At 55.6% G+C, this 24,080-nt stretch carries 22 protein-coding genes and 1 tRNA gene; 12 read left to right on the forward strand and 11 right to left on the reverse strand.

Going from position 1 to position 24,080, the window contains the following annotated elements:
• Nucleotides 1–101 precede the first annotated feature (101 nt).
• From QHG98_04250 to QHG98_04265, 4 genes are read right to left on the reverse strand one after another with little or no spacing between them, the layout of a single operon-like run.
• Complete coding sequence (locus QHG98_04250; GenBank protein ID MDH7596944.1) at nt 102–836, reverse strand: 7-carboxy-7-deazaguanine synthase QueE; 735 nt, start codon at nt 834–836, stop codon at nt 102–104.
• 7 nt (nt 837–843) lie between these two features.
• On the reverse strand, nt 844–1,518 hold the full coding sequence (gene queC / locus QHG98_04255; protein MDH7596945.1) for a 7-cyano-7-deazaguanine synthase QueC: 675 nt from the start codon (nt 1,516–1,518) through the stop codon (nt 844–846).
• On the reverse strand, nt 1,511–1,867 hold the full coding sequence (gene queD, locus QHG98_04260; protein MDH7596946.1) for a 6-carboxytetrahydropterin synthase QueD: 357 nt from the start codon (nt 1,865–1,867) through the stop codon (nt 1,511–1,513). Before queD ends, queC begins: the two co-directional genes overlap by 8 nt.
• Entirely contained in the window at nt 1,864–2,031 is a 168-nt protein-coding gene (locus QHG98_04265) for a CopG family transcriptional regulator (GenBank protein ID MDH7596947.1), read from the reverse strand. The genes queD and QHG98_04265 overlap by 4 nt, the downstream gene beginning before the upstream one ends.
• 696 nt (nt 2,032–2,727) lie before the next feature.
• Here QHG98_04265 and QHG98_04270 point away from each other — a divergent pair.
• From QHG98_04270 to QHG98_04300, 7 genes are all read left to right on the forward strand, one after another.
• Entirely contained in the window at nt 2,728–3,321 is a 594-nt protein-coding gene (locus tag QHG98_04270) for a hypothetical protein (protein MDH7596948.1), read from the forward strand.
• 639 nt (nt 3,322–3,960) lie between these two features.
• Entirely contained in the window at nt 3,961–5,229 is a 1,269-nt protein-coding gene (locus tag QHG98_04275) for an acyl-CoA thioester hydrolase/BAAT C-terminal domain-containing protein (GenBank protein MDH7596949.1), read from the forward strand.
• A 571-nt stretch (nt 5,230–5,800) separates the two neighbouring features.
• Complete coding sequence (locus tag QHG98_04280) at nt 5,801–6,337, forward strand: adenylyl-sulfate kinase (protein MDH7596950.1); 537 nt, start codon at nt 5,801–5,803, stop codon at nt 6,335–6,337.
• Nucleotides 6,338–6,496: 159 nt separating this feature from the next.
• On the forward strand, nt 6,497–7,078 hold the full coding sequence (locus QHG98_04285) for a flavodoxin family protein (GenBank protein MDH7596951.1): 582 nt from the start codon (nt 6,497–6,499) through the stop codon (nt 7,076–7,078).
• Nucleotides 7,060–7,500 (forward strand): ribonuclease HI, encoded by a 441-nt coding sequence (gene rnhA / locus QHG98_04290; protein MDH7596952.1) that lies wholly within the window; start codon nt 7,060–7,062, stop codon nt 7,498–7,500. Before QHG98_04285 ends, rnhA begins: the two co-directional genes overlap by 19 nt.
• 3 nt (nt 7,501–7,503) lie before the next feature.
• Entirely contained in the window at nt 7,504–8,622 is a 1,119-nt protein-coding gene (gene aroC / locus QHG98_04295; GenBank protein MDH7596953.1) for a chorismate synthase, read from the forward strand.
• A gap of 10 nt (nt 8,623–8,632) precedes the next feature.
• Nucleotides 8,633–10,414: a molybdopterin biosynthesis protein gene (locus tag QHG98_04300; GenBank protein ID MDH7596954.1), complete on the forward strand. Its 1,782-nt coding sequence runs from the start codon at nt 8,633–8,635 to the stop codon at nt 10,412–10,414.
• 88 nt (nt 10,415–10,502) lie between these two features.
• Here QHG98_04300 and cofC read toward each other — a convergent pair whose 3' ends face one another.
• The 7 genes from cofC to QHG98_04335 form a co-directional block, all read right to left on the reverse strand.
• Nucleotides 10,503–11,168 (reverse strand): 2-phospho-L-lactate guanylyltransferase, encoded by a 666-nt coding sequence (gene cofC, locus QHG98_04305; GenBank protein MDH7596955.1) that lies wholly within the window; start codon nt 11,166–11,168, stop codon nt 10,503–10,505.
• Between the two features lie 108 nt (nt 11,169–11,276).
• Nucleotides 11,277–12,026, reverse strand: coding sequence for a coenzyme F420-0:L-glutamate ligase (locus QHG98_04310; GenBank protein ID MDH7596956.1), 750 nt, complete (start codon nt 12,024–12,026; stop codon nt 11,277–11,279).
• Nucleotides 12,023–13,435 (reverse strand): 2-oxoacid:acceptor oxidoreductase family protein, encoded by a 1,413-nt coding sequence (locus tag QHG98_04315; GenBank protein MDH7596957.1) that lies wholly within the window; start codon nt 13,433–13,435, stop codon nt 12,023–12,025. The genes QHG98_04310 and QHG98_04315 overlap by 4 nt, the downstream gene beginning before the upstream one ends.
• On the reverse strand, nt 13,432–14,475 hold the full coding sequence (locus tag QHG98_04320; GenBank protein MDH7596958.1) for a 3-methyl-2-oxobutanoate dehydrogenase subunit VorB: 1,044 nt from the start codon (nt 14,473–14,475) through the stop codon (nt 13,432–13,434). Before QHG98_04320 ends, QHG98_04315 begins: the two co-directional genes overlap by 4 nt.
• A 4-nt stretch (nt 14,476–14,479) precedes the next feature.
• Nucleotides 14,480–16,363, reverse strand: a complete 1,884-nt coding sequence (locus QHG98_04325; GenBank protein MDH7596959.1) for an AMP-binding protein — start codon at nt 16,361–16,363, stop codon at nt 14,480–14,482.
• Nucleotides 16,364–16,377: 14 nt separating this feature from the next.
• On the reverse strand, nt 16,378–16,926 hold the full coding sequence (locus QHG98_04330) for an XRE family transcriptional regulator (GenBank protein MDH7596960.1): 549 nt from the start codon (nt 16,924–16,926) through the stop codon (nt 16,378–16,380).
• A gap of 378 nt (nt 16,927–17,304) precedes the next feature.
• Nucleotides 17,305–19,725 carry a U32 family peptidase gene (locus tag QHG98_04335; GenBank protein ID MDH7596961.1) on the reverse strand — a complete coding sequence of 807 codons (2,421 nt, stop codon included), beginning with the start codon at nt 19,723–19,725 and terminating at the stop codon, nt 17,305–17,307.
• 122 nt (nt 19,726–19,847) lie between these two features.
• Here QHG98_04335 and QHG98_04340 point away from each other — a divergent pair.
• From QHG98_04340 to carA, 5 genes are all read left to right on the forward strand, one after another.
• A tRNA-Arg gene (locus tag QHG98_04340) sits at nt 19,848–19,935 on the forward strand.
• 371 nt (nt 19,936–20,306) lie between these two features.
• Nucleotides 20,307–20,858, forward strand: a complete 552-nt coding sequence (locus QHG98_04345) for a TATA-box-binding protein (GenBank protein ID MDH7596962.1) — start codon at nt 20,307–20,309, stop codon at nt 20,856–20,858.
• An 87-nt stretch (nt 20,859–20,945) separates the two neighbouring features.
• The gene (locus QHG98_04350; GenBank protein MDH7596963.1) at nt 20,946–21,878 is read left to right on the forward strand and encodes a Vms1/Ankzf1 family peptidyl-tRNA hydrolase; all 933 of its coding nucleotides are present in this window, start codon (nt 20,946–20,948) and stop codon (nt 21,876–21,878) included.
• Between the two features lie 170 nt (nt 21,879–22,048).
• Complete coding sequence (locus QHG98_04355; GenBank protein MDH7596964.1) at nt 22,049–22,918, forward strand: hypothetical protein; 870 nt, start codon at nt 22,049–22,051, stop codon at nt 22,916–22,918.
• 76 nt (nt 22,919–22,994) lie between these two features.
• Nucleotides 22,995–24,080, forward strand: a complete 1,086-nt coding sequence (gene carA, locus QHG98_04360; protein MDH7596965.1) for a glutamine-hydrolyzing carbamoyl-phosphate synthase small subunit — start codon at nt 22,995–22,997, stop codon at nt 24,078–24,080.

Below are 24,080 nucleotides of genomic sequence, written 5' to 3' on the forward strand. Positions count from 1 at the left end.
ACAACCTCTTTCATTTGGGAACACCTTGCTGAGCGTCAGCTGGTCTGACTTGAGGACATTGATTTACACGGTGCATCCTGGCATCCCCTGATTCCGGATCTTCACATCATGCCCAGGGCTTTATGCATCTGCGGGATCACCATCGCCCTGTCCGCTCCAAGATGCCTGGATGCGATGCTGTGGAGCGCCAGAAGCTTGAGCTCGCTCATACACTGACCTGTGGCCGGCTGTATCACGATGGCGTCCACGGATGGCATCTCACGGCAGATGCGCTCCAGGTCGCGCTCGCCGGTCTCCTGCAGCACCACCACCTTTGCTATCGTGTGTATCCCCATCTCGGATGATCTCCTCAGGCAGGCGAGCTCATTTTCTATCAGACGGTCGCTTTGATCTCTGCTGCATCGAACTGTGCCCGGCAGCTTCACATCGATCGCCGCGATATCGATGTGCTCTGCGATGCGCGAGAAGAGATCGCATGAGAAGCCGTTCGTCTCCAGATAGACCCTCATCCCCAGGCTCTTCAGCTCTCCTGCGAGGGTCTCTGCGAACTCCGGCTGTTCCAGCGGCTCTCCCCCGGTTATCGATACGCTGTGTACCTCTGGAGCCGCATGGAGCTTCACGCACTCGATGACCATATCCACGCTGAGAGGGTTTCTGATTCTGATAAACATGCGCGAGCCCGGAGCGGCCTCGAGCTGGCAGCTCTCTGTTCGCCTCAGATACGCCCGTGTATCGCAGTAGCTGCATCCGAGGGAGCATCCGGAGAACCTCACGAAAACCTGCCTGCGACCCAGAAGCGGCCCCTCTCCCTGCAGGCTGGTGAAGATCTCTCCCACATATCCATCAATGCCGGTACTCTGTCGGGTCAGGGACCCCAGCCTCCACGAACCCTCTCCTGCGGTGCTGGCAAGACTCGCATGTGCCGCAGTGGATCTCTCCATCAAGGTAGCAGGACCATGTGAGCTCCAGAGGTGCCTTGATCTCGGCGCCGAGACGTACGATCTCCCTCTTACGCATATCCACAAGCGGCGCCACGACCTTCGGCGGACGGCTGAACGATGCGACCGCTCTTTCAAGAAGCGCATTGAACCGCTCTACGAACTCCCTCCTGTTGTCTGGGTATGACATCGCCTCCTCGGCATTGAACCCGACGTAGATGCTCTCAGCTCCGAGGTATTCAGCGTATGCTGCAGCCATCGAGAGCAGCACGGTGTTGCGGCAGTAAACCCATGTCGGCGGTGTGGAATCAGAATCCAGTGAGACATCTCCACCCGTCGGTATCCTGGCGCCCTGGGTGGTCAGTGCCGAGAGGTTCCTGAACAGATCGATACGGGCGCGCATCAGATCCAACGCGCCTATGGCATCTGCGATCCTCTCGATCGCCTCGATCTCCCGCCGCTCGGCCTGCTGTCCGTAGCTCACGTGTATCAGACAGACATCCATGCCGGATCTGCGCGCGATCGTCGCGGCGACGGTCGAGTCCAGGCCACCGGAGCAGAGGCATACAGTTTTACCCATCCACCATCACCCACTTGTCGCGACCCTCCCAGAGCCTTACTGAGAGCAGGGTTGCCCTTCCGGATACACCGGACAGCTCCTCACGCAGCCTTCTCTGTATGTGAGATGCGATCATCTCAGCGGTCGGGTTCTGGAGAATGCTGTTGAGATCGTTATGATCGAGCTCTTGGATCACACTGCCAACGATCTTTTTCAGCATAAAGAAATCTATGATCATGCCATCGTCTCCTGGTTCTCCCTGCAGAACCACCTCCACCCTGTATGTGTGGCCGTGGATCCGGGAGCATCTGCCCTCATGCATGGGGAGGTGGTGAGCCGCATCGAACTCCATCGATATGCCAATCTTCATTCAAGGCGTCCCCGCATCCTGTCTATCTCATCGAGCTGATCGAGCATCTTTCTGAGAGCAGTGCGCACCGCATCTGAGAAGCTCACGAACTTCTTTCCATCGCCCACATGCCTGTTCACATCATCTATGATGTGCTGGGGGATCTCAACTGTGACCTTCGGCATGGTATTCCTCTGGTGTTCTTTTGGTATTCCTGGAAGAATCCTGGGATATGAACTTATCCCTCTATGCAGTGAGCCTTGACGTATCTCTGAGGATCCGTCGGGATAGATCAGCCGGCAGCCAGCCTGTAATGTGTGGATAAGCGCAAAAGCAATAATTGCAGGCGATTATGGCCATCAACCAAGCAGTGGGCGTTGTACAAAATTAACAGCCCAATGGATATCGGTTTCGATGCCGATACCTTTCAGAATAAACACATTTTGGGGAGCCAACCTCATCGGATCAACCCAACAAAGGTATGCTACCGATCAGCCTGCTGCTGACCATGATGACAATATGAGCTCATGTGGTCACATGTATAGAAATAAAATTAAATTCGCATGGGATCAAATTTACGGAGAAACATATAAGATAAGTTTAAATAGTTTGATGCCAGAGATTGGCTGTATCTTTTGGAGGTGAAATGCCCATCTGTATAACTGCAAAATATATATTAAAATGAAATCCATCGCAAAAAAGTTTGAACTACCTATCGCTTAGTGGCAAGGGGAGTTATTCCTGCAGTGACTGAATCTGATAGTCATCTCTCAGTGGGAAGTGCGCGCGGGATCAATCAGAACGTGGTGGTTTTAAAGCTTTTTCCAGCATGTATCTCCATATTTTGAATCGTGTAACGTGCTGCACAATTTTATGCAGATTTGAACTTCGAAGGCAGTTTTGGAGTTGAGAAAATGGCTAACGCAAAATTGGATATATGGCTGAGGGATGAGAAGTGCAGACCCTACCCGATACTCGCGCCAGGTTTTCCCACCTTCGACTGGGTACGTGTCTATAACTGCATGGGCGAAGCAGTTACTGATAAGCTTCCGATTCCAAAGGATTCTGCACATGTGGTTACAGAGGTTCCACCAGGATGTTATATTGTTGAGGGCAAAGTGTGTGAAAATGACCGCAGAGGATACAGAAACGGCCCTACCGATCGAGCAATAGTAATAGTGGGCTGCGGACAGATGGAATGCGTGAATCTGTTTGTTCCCCCCGTAATACACTGTGTTAGACGCGACATAAATGCGATTCTTGGGGCAGCACGCCGCCTGGTTCCTGAGGAACATCTTGCAATCACCGCGCGAACCATGCTGGCTGCAGGAAATCTCCGGGAGGACGAAATTTTACACGAGATGACGCAGGGGGCCGAGGCGATTGCAAATGTCCCAGAGCTGGCCGACATAAGGGAGTCTCTGAATAAAAACATCGATACAATAAGAAAAATTCCAAAAATAGATAAAAAATAAATTAAATAATTTATGTCGCCCTGCAAAATACATCAAAAGATATTTTTTTTAACTTATATAAATAATTTACGGGCGGTCTACCAAGACCACTCTGTTATTTAGACATACGTGGCTACAGCGTATCGATTTATGCGGGCAATGATGACAATTCCATTTGAAGTAAAAGCGACCGCTACCTCCCCTTTTCGTCGCTTGGTCGACTGGCGATGAGGATCTCAGGATAATGTGAGTTATGAAGAGAGATGCTGCTTTGGGTCTGAGCTTTGTACAGGAGGGCCAGATCCATAGCCCACGCCCGTATTTGCGGATTCGAGCCAAATCTTTAATATACGAGGCGCGCACAACTTCCATTAAATTTGTCTCAAAAATACGCTTGCAATCTGGGGAAGATAAAGGAATCCCCACGACTTCAGGATCGTGGCATAAGGGGCATCTGCGGATGCTGGCTGTTTTGAGACAGGATCATTGAGAAGACGGTTGTCAGAGCAGGGTGCAAAGAGCATGAGACGGTTCGTTACGACTGAAATAGAGTTCATCACGAATTTTTTAACAGTTTCTCACATGGAGAGAACTCTTCTGTGTTTTATCCTTATCGGGAGCATGCTTATCCCGGGTTTCGCTGCACAGGATGAGGGTGTTATGAGACTGGATGTGGAACCACAATATGTGCTGATCGGCGATCCGATCAGCATAAGGGCGAGCGGGCTTGATGCGGGGCAGATTGCCACGCTGCGTGTTTCTGGCCAGGATGTCTTAGGAAACACCTGGCAATCGGAGGCGTCTTTCCGGGCGGACGATGCGGGAACGATAGACACCTCACGTGACGCGCCGGTGGAGGGCTCGTACCACGGGATCGATCAGGCTGGGCTTTTCTGGTCCATGAGTGTCAATCAGACAGGAGAATTTGTTTCTGCGTTCCCGGTGATACACAACCTCACTGTGGGGTTGTATGTTGACGGCCGGGAGGTGGACAGCAGGGTGGTCCAGCGGATCGCCCAGATCGATCTTGAGAGGGAGAATGTGACAGATCCCATCGTGGGTGTTTTCCTGATACCAAAAGAGATCACGGAGCCCACGCCGGCGATCATAGTGCTGGGCGGCTCCGAGGGCGGTTACAAGGAGGGCTGGGCGAGCGTGATCGCCTCCAAGACGCGCATGCCCACGCTGGCGCTCGCCTACTTCGGCGCGCCGGGATTGCCGCAGACCCTTGAGAACATCCCTGTGGAGACAGTGGGAAAGGCCATCGAATGGCTGAATCAGCAGCCTCTGGTTGCCAGAGACCACATCGGAATCGTCGGGGCATCGCGTGGTGGTGAGCTGGCCCTTCTCGCAGCCTCGATATATCCAGAGATCAAAGCTGTGGTGGGGTACACACCGAGCGGAGTCATCTGGTCTGGCATCGGAGAGAACCCGGATGCACCGGCATGGACCTACCAGGGCAGGGCGTTTCCGTATCTGAAGGCGATGATGAGTGAGGAGCAGGGGAGGCAGTTTCTGGAGGCTCAGAAGAATGGCACACCCTATCTGGATGCGCCATCCTTCCTCTACAGCCTGGAGATGCAGAGATCCAGGGTCGGGGAGGCCACCATACATGTGGAGGACTCGCAGGCGGCCTTTCTGCTCATAGGCAACCCTGGGGACGGGGTCTGGCCATCTGATATGCTCTCACAGATAGTCATCGACAGGCTGCGATCCCACAATCACTCCCGCACGTACCAGCTTCTCTCCTACGATCAGGGAGGGCACATGCTGATCACGTATCCCTATTACCCGACAACGATGCGTCAGTTCTATCTGCCAACCGTAAACGTCTGGGAGGGGCTGGGAGGAACAGCTGAGGGTGCTGCGAGGGCTGCAGAGGATTCCTGGCCGAGGGTGATCGAGTTCCTGAAGCGTGAACTGGCCTGATGGGGTTCTGCTCCCCGGGCAGCCCCAACTTTCTGGGGGGGGCGGATGGCGCAACACTGCCAAAATATGATGGTTTGCGCAGCACCGAAATCCGCGCCATCCGCTCAACAGATCCGTGAAAGAATCGATCCGACGGCCGGTTTCGCTTAACCACCCGCTGATCGAGGCATACAGTCCAGGGTGGTATTAAATTAAAATTAATTATGAAATTTCGGGTTGCACATGATGGACAGCAGAAGAAGCAGCAGCCATGCTATTAATATTATTATGTGATGCATTATCGTCTCCCTGTTATAGGAAACTCCAAGCTTCGTCAGGAGAGCGGGTATCAGCTTCTCTGCCATAGGCCTTCACTTTATTATTACCACCGATTGTTAATAAATTTTCCTAATAGATCGCTCGATCTGGATTTTACTGCATTTGTATGTATCGATCGCTCTCATGCATCATGATTGGCCATACAGGTCTGGTGCTGAACGCACGTATTCGTCAGATCCCGTGGCCGGATCGTCGAGGAGATCAAGCTGACAGGGGCGCACTTTTTTATTGTATCGCCCACCACAGTCCCTCCATGGCCTGGGCAGTATGGTTCACCGGACTTCCCGGTTGTGGCAAGACCACGATCGCCAGAAGGACAAAGGAGCACCTCTCGAGGATGGGCGTCGAGGCAATGATACTCGAGCTCGACGAGATACGGAAGGTGATAACGCCAAACCCGAGGTACACGGATGAGGAGAGGGATATCGTCTATGCAAGCCTCGCCTACATGGCGAAGCTGCTCTGCGATGCAGGGGTCAATGTGATCATCGATGCGACCGCAAACCGCAGGAGGTACAGAGATCTTGCGAGAGAACTCGTGAAGAACTTCGCGGAGGTTTACATAAAGGCCCCCCTCGAGCTGTGCATTGAGCGGGAGGCTTCCAGAAAGGCAGAGTTCGCGCCGAGGGGCATATACAGAAAAGCCGCCTCTGGAGCCAGGGTCCCAGGCGTGGGGGTGGAATACGAGGAGCCGATGAGCCCGGAGATAGTTGTGGACACCACCACGATGGATCCTGACAGCGCGGCGGAGTTCGTCTCAAGAAGGATACTTGAGCTCTTCGCTGTGTGAGCATGTGATCAGATCGTGCTCTCCACTGTAGAACATCAAGATGGTTCTCTGGCCTTCGCCGGCACTCACATCCGCAATCATGATATCGCCGGAGTTCAGGATCCAGACCGAGATCTCATATAGATGTGTGTCATCCTTTAAAAAGGTGATACGATGGCGATGGTGCTTGGAATATCTGGAAGCCCGAAGAGCGGACGGAACACAGAGTACCTTCTCCAGAGGGCGCTGAGGGTGGCCTCGGAGAGGGGGTACAGGACAGAGAGCGTGCTCTGCTCCCGGGTCAGGGTGGAGTTCTGCACCGACTGTGGCGAGTGCGGCAAAGGGAAGAAATGCCCGATCGATGATGACATGCCAAAGATCTGCGAGCTGCTCCAGAGCGCGGACGGGATCGTGGTCGCCTCTCCTGTCTACTTCGGCTCTGTCACAGCGCAGCTCAAGGCGATTTTCGACCGCACTCTGCCCCTCCGTCGGCAGGGATTCAGGCTCAAGGACAAGGCCGGTTGCGCGATAGCCGTCGGGGGATCGAGGAACGGGGGTCAGGAGAAGACGATAGATGTGATACATTCATGGATGCACATCCATGGGATGATTGTTGTCGGCGACAACAGCCACTTCGGCGGGATCGCGGTCAGGCCCGCGGAGAATGATGATGTGGGCATCTCAACAGTGGAGGCGACCGCGAGCAAGCTCTGCGATCTGCTGGACCTCAAAAAGAAGGGCGGATGCTGGAGCAGCGAATGATCACTGTATTCTTCGATGGCCTATGCAGTCCAAGAAATCCGGGCGGCGTGGCGGCATACGGTTACCTCATCTATCGCAACGGCGAGCTGCTACACAGAGGGTGGGGTGTGGTGGGCGAGGGCAGGGGCATGACGAACAACGTGGCTGAGTACGAGGCACTGCTCGCTGCGATCCGGTGGATCCAGAAGAACGCCCACGGGGAGAGTGTGGTGTTCAAGGGTGATTCCAGGCTTGTCATAAAGCAGATGAGCGGCGAATGGAAGGTGAGGTCAGACACATCCAGGCGGTACGTCCCCTTGATAAAAAGCATGCTGGAGGGGATCGATCACAAGTTCGTCTGGATACCAAGAGAGGAGAATGTGGAGGCCGATGCCCTCTCCAAACACGCTTACGAGATGCACAGGAGAGGGCGCCAGGAGTGAAAGATGACCGGGAGCACATTCGGAACGGTCTTCAGGGTCACAACATGGGGAGAATCGCATGGCAGAGCCGTCGGAGCTGTGGTTGATGGATGCCCTGCAGGGCTGGAGCTAAGCGAAAATGACGTGCAGAGGGAGCTCGACCGGAGGCGCCCCGGGCAGAGCACAGCGACAACGGAAAGGAGAGAGGCGGACGTGGTCGAGATCCTGAGCGGTGTGTTCGAGGGGCTCACAACCGGCACGCCCATATCGATGCTGGTGTGGAACAAGGACGCGAGAAGCTCCCATTACGATTCCATTCGCCACACCCCCCGTCCCGGGCATGCTGATTACACGTACCATGCGAAGTACGGGATCAGGGACCACCGTGGCGGTGGGAGGGCATCTGCGAGGGAGACCGTGGGCAGGGTCGCGGCAGGGGCTGTGGCGAGGAAGCTTCTATCAGAGTTCGGAGTGGAGATCACCGGATACGTCATCGAGCTCGGCGGCATCAGGGCGTCTCTCCCAGGATGGACCTCGAGGGGGAGCGTGGATAGAGAGGAGCTTCTGAGCATCAGAGAGCGAGCGGAATCGAGCCCCATCAGATGCCCGGACGCCGATGCGTCTTCAAGAATGCTCTCGCTCCTGGAGTCTGTGAGATCAGATGGGGACAGCATCGGTGGGGTGGTTGAGGTTGTCGCTATCGGCGTGCCCCCCGGACTTGGTGAGCCAGTCTTCGACAAGCTGGACGCAGATCTCGCCAAGGCCCTGATGAGCATTGGCGCGGTAAAGGCAGTCGAGATAGGGGCGGGCTTCGAGAGCGCCCGGCTGAGGGGAAGCGAGATGAACGATCCTATTCTTTACAGGAACGGCAGGATATCGTTTGAGAGGAACAACGCCGGTGGGATACTCGGCGGCATATCCACAGGCGCTCCGATCATATGCAGGATAGCCGTGAAGCCCACCCCGTCCATTGCCACCTCCCAGAGAACTGTGGATCTGCAGTCCGGAGAGGCTGTGGATATTTCTGTCAGGGGGCGGCACGACCCGGCGATACCTCCGAGAATTGTGCCTGTTGCAGAGGCGATGATCGCGCTGGTTCTTGCTGACCATCTCCTCCGCCAGAGGTCAGCGAGGCTGAGGTGATGCTGTGCACATGTTCCACAGGCTCATACCTTTGGATAAAGCGATCGAGCTCGTGCTTGAAGATGCTCCGGCTCCAAGGGTGAGGAGCGTTCATCTGAATGATGCGCTCGGCCGGGTCCTTGCCGGGAATGTGATCGCGGAGATCGATGTTCCTCACTTTGATCGAGCCGCCATGGACGGATATGCTGTGAGATCTGAGGACTGCATCGGCGCATCCGAACTCTCCCCTGTCAGGCTCAGGATCGCGGGATCGGTCTCAGCTGGCAGCATTCCCGGTACATCTGCAGGCCCTGGCGAGGCTGTGGAGGTATCGACGGGCTCTGCCATGCCTGAGGGTGCTGATGCTGTCGTGATGGTCGAGCATGCTGATGCGGTTGATGGTTATGTTATGATAAGAAGACCTGTGCACCCCTATGAGAACGTCCAGAGAAGGGGCGCTGATGTCTCTTTGGGAGAAAGGGTGCTGAGCGCGGGCACGCAGCTCGGCCCGAGGGAGATAGGCATGCTCGCAGCCCTGGGCATGAGCAGAGTGAACATCAGGTCTCTCAAGGTAGGGGTGGCATCGACGGGAAATGAGATCCTATCGCCTGATGAAAATCTCGTGCCGTGCAGGATCTATGATGTGAACACATACACGATCTCAGCCGCTCTCTCACAGCTCGGCGCAGAGCCTGTGGTATATGGCGTCGTTCCGGACAGCTACGATGCGCTTGCAGAAACGATCGCCACCGCTCTGATCGATTGCGATATGGTGATTCTGAGTGGATCGACATCTGCAGGCCGGGGTGATATGCTCTACAGGGTTGTGAGCGATCTGGGGGAGCTGATCTTCCACGGGTTGAACCTCAAGCCGGGGAAGCCAACGCTCTTCGGCATGGTGGGAGGAAAGCCTGTGATCGGTCTGCCGGGGTATCCGACGAGCGCGCTGACCGTCTTCTGGCAGCTTGTGGCACCGATGATACAGCGCTCGCTCGGCCTGAGATCAGGATCTGTCTCCGTGAAAGCAACACTTGCCAGGCCGTTCAGATCCGAATCCAGGAGGCAGATGCTTCCTGTTATACTTCACAGGGGCAGGGCTTATCCGTTCGACAGGGGGAGCGGCGCTGTCACGACCCTGGCAGCATCTGATGGCATCGTCGACATCCCCGCGGAGCGGGAGTACCTGCAGGCAGGGGAGGTGGTTGATGTTTATCCGCTTTCACGGGATGATATCGATCTCATCATCAGCGGGGAGAGCTGCCCTCTGCTGGAATCTGCTCTGGATCGGATGAATCTGCGGTTCAGGTACATGGTAAGGGGATCCCTGAGAGCATTATCAGATCTCCAGGACGGGCTGGCGGACATCGCGTCTGTCACAGCCACAGGAGAAATACCGGATGATCTCAGGGTCGTTGCGTCCTACAGAAGAGAGCTCGGTCTCCTCTCCAGGAATCCTGATCTTCTTCTGAATCCAGATGGTGCAACATTCGCAGCATGGAGCATGGAGTCCTGTGTACGATCCATCGTGGATTCGATGCTGCCTGGAGTGAGGAGGTCTCTGGAGGTCAGGACACACACAGGCGCGGCTCTGGCAGTGCTCCAGGGAAAGGCGGATCTCGCAATCGCGATCAAAGAATCTGCTCAGATGCTGGGGCTGCAGTTCAAGCATCTTGCTGAGGATGAGATCTCAATCGTTGCGAGAATGGATGACACGAGGGATATCATAAAAGGCATCGCTGATGCGCTCAAAGAGAGGTCTCAGAATGCGTCAGTGGGCATATCGATGGATGAACCGAATTCATTTCTGAGGTGAATGTCGGCGCGTCCCCGTTCCCGACTGCTCCCTGATGCATTGACTCCCGCTGGCTGAGATCGGGGGCACCTCCAGACCTCCACGGCCTCTACCCATCCGCCTGGATCCGTTTCAGCCTGGCTCGACCCTCGCTCTCGACTATGCTGAGCCCGAACCTCTCCAGCAGAGCCCTCGCCTCGCCGTTGCTGTGCAGCATTATCTCTATCAGATCCCCTGGCTCGTCTATGTCGCACCCCGCCCTGTACGAGTAGTAGTATCCGGTCTCGATTCCCAGCTCCTCGGCCTCTCTCTGGTGCTTCGCAAAGCTTAGACCAATGTATCTTGTCCTGAACCTTCCATCCCTTATCAGGATCATGTTGGTCCCGCCGCCGCGGCCCGGAGCCAGGACGACGTCGCCAGGAACTCTGATGATTCCGAGGACATCCTCCTCACAGATCAGGGGGAGATCTGCCATGACTATGAGGAGATCCGCAGGCCATCCCGCTGCCGCGTTCTCAGCGATGAGCTCGTTCAGAGCATCACCGAGCTCCAGCTCTGAGAACCTGAGGGATGCGTTGAGATCTCCAATGAGATCCTCACTCATCCCGGGGCGCGCAAGGACAGTCACCATCTCGATCGACCTCAGCGCCCTGAGCACATCCCTGAGCATCGCCACTGCAAGAAGCCATCTCTGCTCGCTGGAGAGCAGGGAAGAGAGGCGTCTCTTGCAGCCGCTCGATTTGAATGGAACAACGCAGTGTATGGGTCTGGGCACACGCTGATCTTGGCTGATGGAGATAAATGATTTGCGTTGCTACATGGGGAAGCGGAACTCTCAGCGTCAATCGCTCCAGTACAGGAGCCTGCGCCATGAGTGCTTCAGTCAGGCTCTTCGGGATCCACGCCCTGAAAGTACAGCTCTTATCACATCCTGCTCCTCCGGCATGAAGACGCTGCCATCGCCATCGAAGCGCGGCAGCCCTCGAACGACGACCACGGGCGTTGAATCCCCTGCCTCTCCCATCAGCAGGTTCGCCATCCCTGCTATCTCATCAGCCACTGCCTCCAGGGTTATCTCTAGCTTCCTGCCGTGGATATCAGAGGCACCTCTCCAGTCCCTGATGGGGGAGAGGCCGGACCAGCCGATCGCCACGCCAGCGACCCCGAACCTGAACGGTCTGCCGCAGGTATCTGTTATTATGACCGGACAATCCCTGCTCAGCTCTCTGCGTATCCGCTCAGCGCTCAGCGATGGGTTCTCCGGAAGGAGCAGTATCCTCCCTGCCGGCACGTTCGACTGGTCTATGCCAGCGTTGACGCAGACGTGACCGAACCTGGTGACGACCAGGAGAAACGGGCGCTCGAGGAGGATCTGAGCGGACTCCTCGAGAACCGCCTGAACAAACCTGGGGTCCTTTCCGAGATTTCCTGCAATCTTAAACGCCCTCTCTCCTGGCGTGTAAGAGCTCAGATCCCTGACCCTTCCCTCGGATTTTGAGACCACAGTGCTTGCAATGCAGACCAGATCGCCATCTAGTAGCTCGAACCTCGACTGGATCAGGTCCGCGAGACAGTCACCCTCCTTGATAACAGGAAGACCCCTTACGAGATGCAGGCTCACAGATTCAATCATCGGACCATCTTCCGCACCCAGTCCGCCCCTGCCCCGAATATCTCCAGGTTCAGAGGCACCAGCTTCGGCTTCTTAGAGAAGGCGTCCTTTATCGCGCCCACAAACGAGTCCTCAGGGAGCCCAAGACTGCCGGAGGCCATGAGAGCGCCGAGCATCGCGGTGTTCGCAGCCTGCTGTGCTCCCTTCTGCGTGGCGATCTCCGTCGCAGGCACAGGTATGGAATTCATGCTTCCCTTAAACTCGCCCGCGAGCATATCATAGAGCACGAGCTCTCTGACACTGGACGAGAACTTCTCCAGCGACGGCCGGTTGAATGCCACCAGGATATCGATCTCATCCACGACAGGCGATGATATCGGCTCTCCTGATATCACCACAGTGCAGTTTGATGTGCCTCCCCTCTGCTCCGGCCCGTAGTCCGGGTACCATGAGACGAACCTGCGCGAAAGATACGCGGCCTGGGCGAGCGCGAGCCCCATGCTGAGAACACCCTGCCCTCCGAAACCGGAGATCCTGACGCTTCGCGTGCCGAACTCTGGATCAGGCACCGGCTCTATCGCCCCCTCTCCTGACACACCAAATATGCGGTCAAGCGCCTCCTTTGAGAAATCGCTCCTGCTCCTCACAATCGGCTCAGCCTCTGCGGATCTGTCCCTGAACCGCTTCAGAGGGAACTCCCTCTCCATCTCCTCATTTATGAAGCGCTCAACTCCCTTGGCATCCATCCTCAGTATCGTCGGGCATGGCGAGAGGAACTCCACAAAAGCGTATCCCTTCTTGTCCCTCTGTATCTCAAGCGCCTTCCTCACCGCCCTTCTGGCCTTCCTGATGTGCTCTATATCAGAGAGAGAGACGCGCTCTATGTAAACAGGCGCCCTGAGCGTGTCCAGGATCTCGCAGATGTGCAGTGGGTAGCCCGCCTCTCTTGGATCTCTTCCAGTTGGCGTTGTGGATGTGACCTCTCCAACCAGTGTGGTCGGAGCCATCTGGCCGCCCGTCATCCCGTAGACCGTGTTGTTGACGAAGAAGACGGCCATCTTCTCCCCGCGGTTAGCGGCCTGTATCGTCTCGTTGAGCCCTATTGACGCGAGATCACCATCCCCCTGATATGAGATCACTATCGCATCGTCCTCAGCCCTTGAAATCCCTGTGCCTATTGCAGGAGCTCTGCCATGGGCTGCCTGGACATGGCCACAGTCAAGGTAGTAGTAGGCGAAGACAGCACACCCGACAGGACTCAGAAGGACGCATCTGTCCTGTATGCCGAGATCAGCCATCGCCTCGCCTATAAGCTTGTGCAGGATACCATGGCCACAGCCGGGACAGTAGTGCGTCGCTCCTGGTGCGCTTCCCCCCTTCCTGGGGTACTCGCTGTAAAGGCCCGGATGCCCGCCGAGATCTTTTCTCATCTGCTCACCTCTCTGATCTTTCTCATGATCTCCTCGCGTGTGATGAGATTGCCTCCGTACCTCGAGACAAGCTCAACATCTGCGCCTGTTGCGAGAATTATGTCATCCCTCATCTGGCCGTCGCTCATCTCCACAGATATGAACCTGCAGCCCCGGTCAGCGATCTCCTTTAACGCCCTGTCCGGGAACGGGAAGAGCGTTATGGGCCTGAACAGACCTGCCCTCACGCCATCCCGCCTGGCGGCATCGACCGCAGACCTGGCGATCCTGCTGCTTATGCCATACGACACAAGAACCACATTTGCATCGTCCATCCTGTAGGTCTCATAGGATACCTCTTTCTCCCTTATGCGCCTGTACTTCTCCTGAAGCCTGAGGTTGTGTCTCTCAAGTTCATCGAAGTTGAGAAAGATCGATGTTATAACATTCCCTCTCGTCTCACGTGTCCCACAGACCGCCCATGATGTGTCTATCACCGGCGTGATCGCGCTCTCAGGGAACCTGAGCGGCTCGACCATGTGTCCCAGAACACCATCTGCAAGCACTACGGCCGGGTTCCTGTATTTGAACGCAAGCTCGAAGGCTTTTATGGTGTGATCGCACATCTCCTGTACGGAGTTTGGAGCAAGCACGATGTTCCTGTAGCAGCCGTGTCCCCCGCCTTTTGTGGTCTGGTTGTAATCCGACTGCTCTGGCCCTATGTTGCCCAGGCCAGGTCCTGCTCTGTTGATATCTACTATGACGCACGGGAGCTCGGCCCCTGCCAGGTAGCTCACGCCCTCCTGCTTGAGGCTCATGCCGGGTCCTGAGGAGGCGGCAAGCACCCTGTGTCCGGCAGCAGCCGCCCCATAAACCATGTTTATCGCGGCCTCCTCAGACTCAGCCTGGACGAACTTCCTCCCAACCATCGGGAAGTACCTGGCTGCCTCCTGGAGGATCTCGCTTGCAGGGGTTATGGGGTAGCCGAAGAAGCAGTCGCAGCCCGCATACATCGCCCCGATCACAACAGCTGTATTGCCCGCTACCAGCTTTGATGGCATGATCTCACTCGCCCTTCGATGGTATGTGAACAGCAAGCGCGTTTGGCTCGGGGCATGTGTAGTAGCATGCGCCGCATCCTATGCATCCGTCGCCCAGGTACGTCGAGTATCTGTAGCCCCTGCTGTTCAGCTCCTCACTCATCCTGAGCACGTTCACAGGGCATGCTAGAACGCACCGCTCACAGCCCTTGCATTCCGTTATATTTATAATTGGATACGGCTTGTCCTTCTCCCTGATCTCCACTCTTCTTATCTTCCCGCTTATCGTCTTCGGGAGCTCCTCCACGAACTCCACGATCCTGGGGTACTTGTATGGGGCTGTTATCCTCTTGACATGCTCCTGCAGCTCTCTCTTCAGCTCCTCTGAGGGAGTGTAGCCCTTAGTGAGAACCACAGTCGCCTTGATCACCTGCCCTCTTATGGGATCTGGAACGCCTGTTATGGCGCACTCCAGGACCGCGGGATGTGTCATCAGGGCGCTCTCGACCTCAAACGGCCCGACCCTGTAGCCGGAGGTCTTTATCATGTCATCTGTCCTTCCAACGAACCAGATGTATCCGTCCTCATCGACCCACGCGGTATCTCCCGTGTGATAGTATCCATCGTGCCAGGTGTTTCTCACCCTGTCTGGATCGAGGTGATAGTCGATGAAGAGCCCGACCGGCTTTCCTTTGTCTGTACGGATGACTATCTCGCCCTCCTCTCCCACCTCGCATTGCCTGCTGTCCTTCAGGAGAACGATATCGAAGCCAGGTGCGGGCTTGCCCATGGATCCCGGCTTCGGCTCCATCCACGGGAAGTTCGCTATCGTCACCACAGTTTCAGTCTGGCCATAGCCCTCCATCAGCCTGAGGCCTGTGACCTCCAGAAACTTCTCATACACCGATGGATTCAGGGGCTCGCCTGCGGTGACCGCGTATTTTAATGTGGAGAAATCGTACTTCGACATATCCCCCTTGATCATGAACCTGTAGATCGTCGGAGGGGCGCAGAATGTTGTGACCTTATATTTTGATAGCTTCTCCATCATCCTTCCCGCATCAAACCTGTCGTAGTCGTAGACGAAAACCGCTGAGCCGGCTATCCACTGGCCGTATATCTTGCCCCAGGCGCACTTCGCCCAGCCTGTATCCGCGACCGTGTAGTGCAGTCCATCATCCATGACGTTCTGCCAGTACTTCGCTGTGAGTATGTGTCCCAGCGGGTATGTCTGATCATGCTTCACCATCTTTGGATAGCCTGTGGTTCCGGAGGTGAAGTAAGCTATAAGCACATCCTCGTTCCTGGTGGCCTCCTCCCCAGCAGGTCTTGTGAAATCAGGAGATGCATCAGCAAGCGCGCGCCTGAAGTTTATCCATCCCTCCCTCTCCTGATCCTCTCTGCCCACAAATGCTTTTATGAGATGGATATCGCCGAGCTCTTTGTGAGCGAGATCGACCTCCTCAGGCACGCCATCCTCGATGATGCACACAACCATCTTCAGGTTAGCCTTTTTTATTCTGTAGACAATGTCCTTCGCCTTGAGCATGTGGGTCGAAGGGATGGCCACAGCCCCTATCTTGTTGAGCCCTATCATGCAGATCCAGAAGTCGTAGCGGCTCTTCAGCGTGAGCATCACAGTATCGCCTTTTCTGATTCCGTAGCTCCTGAAGAGACTGGCCGCTCTGTCGCTCCAGTGCTTCATGTCCCTGAATGTGAATATCCTCTCCTCACCGTGATCGTTGCACCAGACCAGAGCGATCTTATCAGGCTGTTCATGAGCGTAAACATCGACGACATCGTAGGCGAAGTTGAAGTTCTCCGGAACTATTATTCTGAAGTTGTTCCTGAAATCCTCGTATGAGTCGAACTCGACCCTTGACACAAACTTGTGCAGAAGCGATGCCAAATAAAGCCCCTCCATCACATGACAATGACAAGCATCCTGGCAGGTCTGTTGTTGAGAGCCTCCATGGCATGATCATATGACGAATCGAAGAATATCGAATCTCCCTCGTTGAGGACGATCTCGTTGTTGTGAATGTATATCTTTATGGTCCCCTCGAGGATGTAGTCGAACTCCTGGCCGGGATGGCTGTAGACAGCTGGCTTTTCCGACCTCGGCTCGACGGTGACTATGAACGGCTCCGCCTTCTTATGAGCGAACCTCCCTGCGAGGCTCTGGTACCTGTACTGCTTCCTTCTCTCGACCTCAACGCCCTCCCCCTTTCTGGTCACAGTGAATATGCTCATCTTTGGCTCCTGGCCTGTGAGCAGAAGGCTCATATCGACATCGAGGCGCTGCGCGATCTTGAAAAGCAGACTCGCCGGTATGTCCAGATGGCCTGACTCGTACCCGCAGTAGGTCTCAAGCGGCACTTTGAGATAGCCGGCCATCTCCTCTGGTGATATCTTTGAGAGCTCTCGAAGCTCACGTATCCGCGATCCGATCTCCTCAAGCTTCTCGTTCATGGTGGTCAAGCAATATCTGCATGTATATAGAACCTGTCGCTGAAGATGCGTTTCCTGGAACACCATTCTCAATCACACATCGCTGGTTGGACGGGGCACCAACCTGACCAACGCCATCACAGCTGTAAAGGGTATCAGGCCTCGAAGGCACGAACGACGATCGCATGGCGTGCTTTATGCGCAACATCCGGACGCATTAACGGCAGACGCTCTTATCCATATTATGACTTGCCCATAGAAGTACTGGTTCTGCTATGCATTCCTGGTGAATGAATAAGTGCGTTCAGCAACCACATTGTATGACCCACAAGTTGCCAATCACATAAGAGCGACGGCAGAAATCTCACTGCTGTGATCGTTGAACTCTAAGCTCTCCCGTCATTCGCCTGCCTCTGCCACGCCCCTGAGGAAATGGCCTGAGGTGATCCCTCCCATGGCCATTCGCCGGACCATGCTTTTGAGCTCCTGTATCTCTGAATGCTCTCTGACAGCCCTCGCGTAGATCTCGGTCATCTCTCTGGCATACCTTCCGGTCCTCCATCTGGCATCTATTGCCACAGAATCCACACCCATCGAGGAGATCTGTGGAATGTGATCAAGCAGGCAGGTCTCCACGCTGTTCAGTATGTTCGTCACACCTGTGGAATCTCTCCTTACGGGAAAGACGCGCTTGCGGTCCCCGATCGCGCAGACATCGCCCTCGGAGATGAGCCTGTCCTCGGTCACTGCGATCACGATGTTTCCCTGGGCGATCACCTCAAGATCAGGTCTGTTGCGGAGAGCAGCGATGGAGGAGATCTGGCTCGCGGAGAGCTCAGGTGAGAGCGTCAGGGCTCTCGCTCTGGAGAGCATGCACACGCTCAGCGAGTTCCAGATGTTCAGCCCCTGGCCTCCGAAGATCTCGCATCCGCATCGCTCTGCGGCCACAAGGGCGCCCAGGTTCTCCACCATGATCCCATCGACTGAAACATCGCGCAAAATGTTCCCGGCCATGCACAGAAAACGATCCCTGGTGATCCGGGGCCACTTCCAGACCAGCTCTGCGCGTCCCTCACAGAGATCGGAAGCCTTCTCCAGGAGAGCGGCCAGATCATCTGCGATCAGCGGCTCGAAGTACACCCTATCTGCGCCGCCTGTCAGCGCTCCTTCGATAACCTCCAGGGTGTCGGCGTAAACCGATATCCTCAGCCTTTCAGCTCTCCTCTCAGCCCTCTCAAGGGCTGGTTTTCCTCCTCCGATGCACTCTCTTTTGTGCGCATCCACAAGAGCGGCCTCAGCAGCCCTGAGAATATCTCTTCTGAGCTGATTGAGGTTCGCCGGCGTGGTGTAAAGGCCCCCTGGATAATCGATTACCATCTCCCTGAAGACGAACTGAGTGCCCCCGGTTCTCCGGAGGTGAGACTCTATCTGTGAAACGCTCAGGGGAAGCGTTCTCGCCGACTCCATGGCAGTGCTCCCTCTCACAGAGACCTTTATCCGTCCAGATGGTCCATCAAGATACACATCCGCAACCGGCACACCATTGTCAAAGGATATCCGCAGATCGAGCGGGATCGGATCTCTGCCCTTTCTGATTATCCTATCAGCATCATCCCTCAGCCTGGCGGATCGCGTTATGTAAACATCCATTCCTGCCCGGGCCCCCTCAGGCACCCTGAGCCTGAACACGCCGCCCCTCAAATGGATTCTCTCTCTCACAACGAATCCGATCTCCTCCCCTCCTGAGCGGAGCACGACACCATCTCCAGGCTCTGGCAGGATCCCGCCTGTGTGAGATACGACTGCCACATTGCCCGAGCAGCGCAGGATCCTGCCCGCAATGACGCCCCTGTTGTCCGGCATCTCCCTGCCCATCACATCCGATGCGCCCAGGATGTATCCCTCTGTAAACCCCCTGTTGAACGCGAGCGCGAGCCTCTGGATCTCCCTCTCATCCGGGGCCCATTCGCCTCGAGCTATGGCATCAAGAGCATCTCTGTAAACCCCAGTCACAACGGCAACGTACTCTGCAGACTTCATCCGACCCTCGATCTTGAGCGCGTCGACGCCGGTTGCGACGATCTTATCGAGGGAGGGATACGTGCAGAGATCACGGGTGGACAGGAGATATCCTTCCATTCCTGTCTTTCTCAGATCTCTCAGCCTCCCGTATTCGTCCGCAGCGCCTCGGAGCAGGGTGTAGGGCTTCCTGCACGGCTGGGCGCACATCCCGCGGTTTCCGCTCCTCCCGCCCATCGATGACGAGAGGAGACACTGTCCTGAGTAGGAGTAGCAGAGCGCGCCATGGACAAAGACCTCAAGCCCGACGCCCAGATCATCGGAAACTATTTTAATATTTTTTATCTCGTCAACAGACAGTTCTCTGGCAAGCACCACACGTTTCAGCCCATTCCTCGCGGCCCAGACGACTCCCTCTGTGCTGTGGATCGTCATCTGGGTTGAGGCATGAAGCTCCAGCTCCGGGACGATCTCCCTGGCGAGCCTGACGACTCCTGGATCCTGCACGAGTATTGCGTCTGCGCCGATCTCGCAGAGCTCTGTGAGGAGATCCCCCAGCTCATCAATCTCCCCATCATGAACGAGTGTGTTCACAGTCACATACACCCTCACACCTCTCGAGTGAGCGTAATCCACCGCCTCCTCCAGGCTGGGAAAGTTCTCAGCGAACATCCGTGCGCTGAATCGTTTTCCTCCAAGGTAGACAGCATCAGCTCCAGCTGAAACTGCCGCGACCAGCGCATCCCAGGAGCCTGCAGGGGCCAGAAGCTCCGGGATCTCATTCGATCTCTTCAAACGCATTCCGTATCAGTTCTGCCACGACATCATTAATATGCGTATCCCGCGCTGTCTCCGGAATCCAAGACAATCTCCGTACAGTGCCTGGAAAGGTTAATAACAGAGGGAGCACGAGGTGATCACGCGGGCTCGTGGGGTAGAGGATATCCTAGCGGGCTTCGGAGATCTCATCGAGGAGACCCGCTGACCTGGGTTCGATTCCCAGCGAGTCCGTTTTGTGACATGCTGCTTCTTCCGGTTGTGCATGCATTTTGAGATCGGCATGTGGACCGGGAGTCATTATAGTCTGGTCCTTTGCATCACTTCATGTAAATCCATTTAAAATCTAGCGGATATCTCGCACTTCATAGATTATTTTTTTTTTTAACATAATATTATATCAACTTATGTGGAATACTATAATAACCGGATCCCTGAGAAACCATTCGGCGATCCGGGCTCACAACTTTTCTTTCGCAGGATGCCGCATCCTGCTGGTGCAGTAGCACACTCCCGCAATGCAGGGGCAGCGCCCGCCTTTATATCCTTTATATACTACCTTTATATACCCCTACGTTTAAAAACCTCTCCAGGAGATGCGCGATATGGAGTCCACAATAAATATCGAGAACGTGGTGGCATCCACAAAGCTTGCTGATGAGTTCGATCTCGTCAAGATCGAGTCCGAGCTTGAAGGCGCTGAGTACAACAAGGAGAAGTTTCCCGGGCTTGTTTACAGGGTCAGGTCTCCAAAGGCAGCTTTTCTGATTTTCACATCCGGCAAGGTTGTCTGCACCGGCGCCAAGAACGTGGAGGATGTGAGGACCGTCATCACAAACATGGCCCGGACGCTGAAGTCAATAGGGTTTGATAACATCAACCTCGAGCCGGAGATCCACGTTCAGAATATTGTGGCCTCCGCAGATCTAAAGACAGATCTCAACCTCAACGCCATCGCCCTTGGCCTCGGTCTTGAGAACATAGAGTACGAGCCTGAGCAGTTTCCGGGGCTTGTTTACAGGATCAGGCAGCCCAAGGTGGTGGTGCTGATATTCAGCTCTGGGAAGCTGGTAGTGACAGGCGGAAAATCTCCTGAGGAGTGCGAGGAGGGTGTGAGGATCGTGAGGCAGCAGCTCGAGAACCTCGGACTGCTCTGATTAAAGAGCATATATCTCTCGCGGCCCTCAATCTCAGGTCATTCATCAGAACTCTGAGAAACAGCAGTCCCTGGAGGTTGTGATTCTGTGGATCTCTTCGGGAAAAAGCGATATCAGGAGCGGATTGCAGAGCTTGAACGTATGCTCCAGGACCTCACCCGGGAGAGAGAGGAGCTTGAGCACGCGCTTCAGAAGCGTGAGGAGCGCCTTAAGAGGATCACAAGCGCATATCAGGAGGCCAGGCGCGCCCTGAAGGAGGCGGAGCTCAGGCTCAGAGAAGCCTCAGAGCGCCCTTCTAAGGCTCACCCTTCTGAGGAGCATTCTGAGGCTCCTGGCGTTGAGAGGCTCTCTCCAAGGGCGATGAAGCGGCTGCTCAGGCGGCTCGATGACATAGAATCAGCTGAAGAGGTTATCCTCAGCGAGTATCGCAAACCAGGAGGGAACCTGGAGAGCATGCCTGAAGCAATCCTCCCGAGATCCCTGAAGGCACTGGCATCTGAAAGGGGCATCTCTCTTCTCAGCCTACAGGATGTCTTCACGCTCGTGATCGTGCCACCTCTGCCGTTCGGTTCTGAGAGCATGACCAGGGGCCGCAGGTTCGATCTTGCTCCCATCCAGGAGATCATGGAGACTCCTGTGCTTCTCGTATCGGCACATGCCGGCGAGAGCATGATCATGGTCTCACTGGGAGCAGACCACATCGAGACCTTTGAGATTGTGAAGACGCCTGTAAAGGAGAAGCACTCGAAAGGGGGATGGTCGCAGCGCAGGTTCGAGCGGCTGAGGGAGGAGGACATAAGGAGGCACGGCGAGCATCTCAGGGAGAGGGTGGAGAAAGCAGCTGAGCGATATGCTCCGCTTGTGAGATGCGTGACCGTGAGCGGCGAGCCTGAGCTCATCAGCTGTTTGAACCAGTGCTTCAGCCTGCCTGTGATCAGAGCCAGGCTGGGCAGGCATGATGAGCGGAACCCGGAGAGGACACTTGAGGAGCTGTACACATACACGCTCTTCAGGATGTAGTTGATGCGCTGTCAAAATCGGATCGATCCCGGAATACCGGAGCTGGACGAATCAGAATCAAAGCCCATGAAGCATGTGGAGCTGCATTCTGTGTATTCTGGTGATGGAAGTACACGGTCCAGAATCGTTGCTGTGGTGAGTATAAAAACTCTGCACGTATACCCACGATCATGGAAGAGTTAGAGCTGGAGCGCAGGGCATCGTCACATGATACAGAGCCAGAGGTGCTAGAGGAGCTATCGAGATCGATCTCATGGCGTGTCAGGCGCGCTGTCGGATGGAACCCGTCGACGCCCGTACCGGTCCTGAAGGCCCTCTCCAGGGACAGGGTTCAGTGGGTCAGAGAGGCTGTCGCCGGTAACCCCAACACACCCCTGGATGTCCTGGAGATGCTCGCCAAGGATCCGGATGGCTATGTGAGGTCTGCTGTTGCTCTTAATACGGCAACACCGGAGAGCCTGCTGTCGGAGCTCTCAGAGGATGAGATGGTCGAATTCGATTCCACAAATGAGCGGCTGCGCTACATAGTCATGGAGTCTGTGGCAAAGAACCCAAGGACTCCGGATAATGATATCGCCAGGCTCTCAGCCAGCCAGAGCGATGATGTGAGAGCCGCAGTCGCATCGAATCCGAGGGTGCCGGTAGAGATCATAGAGAAACTCTCCCGGGATCAGAGCTGGATTGTGAGATACAGAGTCGCCCGGAATCCACTGACTCCGCCGGAGGTTCTCGGCCGTCTGGCGGACGACAGGATTACGGATGTGAGGGTTGCGGTCGCGGCAAATTTAAAATCACCTCCTGATTCGCTGATCGCTCTCTCCAGGGACAGAATGATCGAGGTCAGGCGCGCTGTGGCTGAGAACCCCTCCACCCCTGTGGGGACGCTGGAGGCGCTGTCAGGACACTGGTCTTTTCTGGTTAGGGAAGCGGTTGCGAAGAACATATCCACGCCAGCGTCCATCGTGGAGAGGCTCAGCAGGGATCCGGATCCAAGCGTGCAGAAGGCAGCCAGGGAGCGGCTTAGGGGTCGCACTGCTTGAATGCTTCGCAGGAGTACCTTCTCCCCGGATCATCGAAACATATTTAGATCACCTCATTGCTTGTGGTGGCGATACTATGATTGGGGTCTTAGGGTTAGAGGATGGCACTCTGGTAGAGGGCTACGGTTTTGGTGCCCCAGGGATCGTAACCGGAGAGATCGTTTTCACCACAGTGATGTCTGGATATGAGGAGGCGCTGACAGATCCATCATACAACGGGCAGATCCTGCTCTTCACATACCCGCTACAGGGCAACTACGGCGTGAGCGGTGATGAGTTCCAGTCGGATCGCATGTGGCCCAGGGGGATGGTCTGCAGGCACATCTGGCCGAGCCCGAAGCATCACAGGTCTACGAGAACGCTCGCGGAGTTTCTTGTCGATGAGGGCAGGCCGGGGATACATGGCGTGGATACCAGGATGCTCACAGTCAGGATAAGAAGGCTGGGTGCCATGAAGGCGGCTCTAGCTGTTGGTGAGTCTGAGGTGAGGGGGATCGACATCGTGCAGGTCGCCAGGGATCAGCCCTCGATATCGTCCCTGGATCTGCTGAGCGAGGTCACCTGCAGAAGCCCGTACAGGATAAGGGGACCGGGCCCGAGGCTGGCAGTAATAGACCTAGGGATAAAGCGGCACATACTGAAGAGCCTGGAGTGCCGCGGGTTCGATCTGCACGTTCTTCCTGCACATTCGAGCATCTCGGATATAGAGGCGATCGAGCCTGATGGTCTTTTCATATCGAACGGACCCGGAGACCCTGAGAGGGCGGTGAGCGCCATAGAGGCTGTCAGGCATTTCGCAGGATCGATGCCGATATTCGGCATATGCCTCGGCCATCAGGTCATCTCGCTGGCGCTGGGCGCGAGGACGTTCAAGCTGAAGTTCGGCCATCACGGAGGCAACCAGCCGGTGAAGGACCTCGAGAGCAGGATTGTCTACATAACATCACAGAACCACAACTTCGCAGTTGTTCCCGAATCGGTTGAAGGTACAGATCTTGAGATAACACAGCTGAATGCGAACGATGGGACCGTCGAGGGGATCAGGAGCAGGTACCTGAAGATCCTGGCGGTTCAGTACCATCCCGAGGCGCATCCAGGACCGATGTGCACAGAGGATCCGTTCTTCAGCTCTGTTTTAAAGATCGCATCCGGAGGCGATTGA

The organism is Methanothrix sp., from assembly GCA_029907715.1.
In the GTDB taxonomy this organism is placed as follows: Archaea; Halobacteriota; Methanosarcinia; order Methanotrichales; family Methanotrichaceae; genus Methanothrix_B.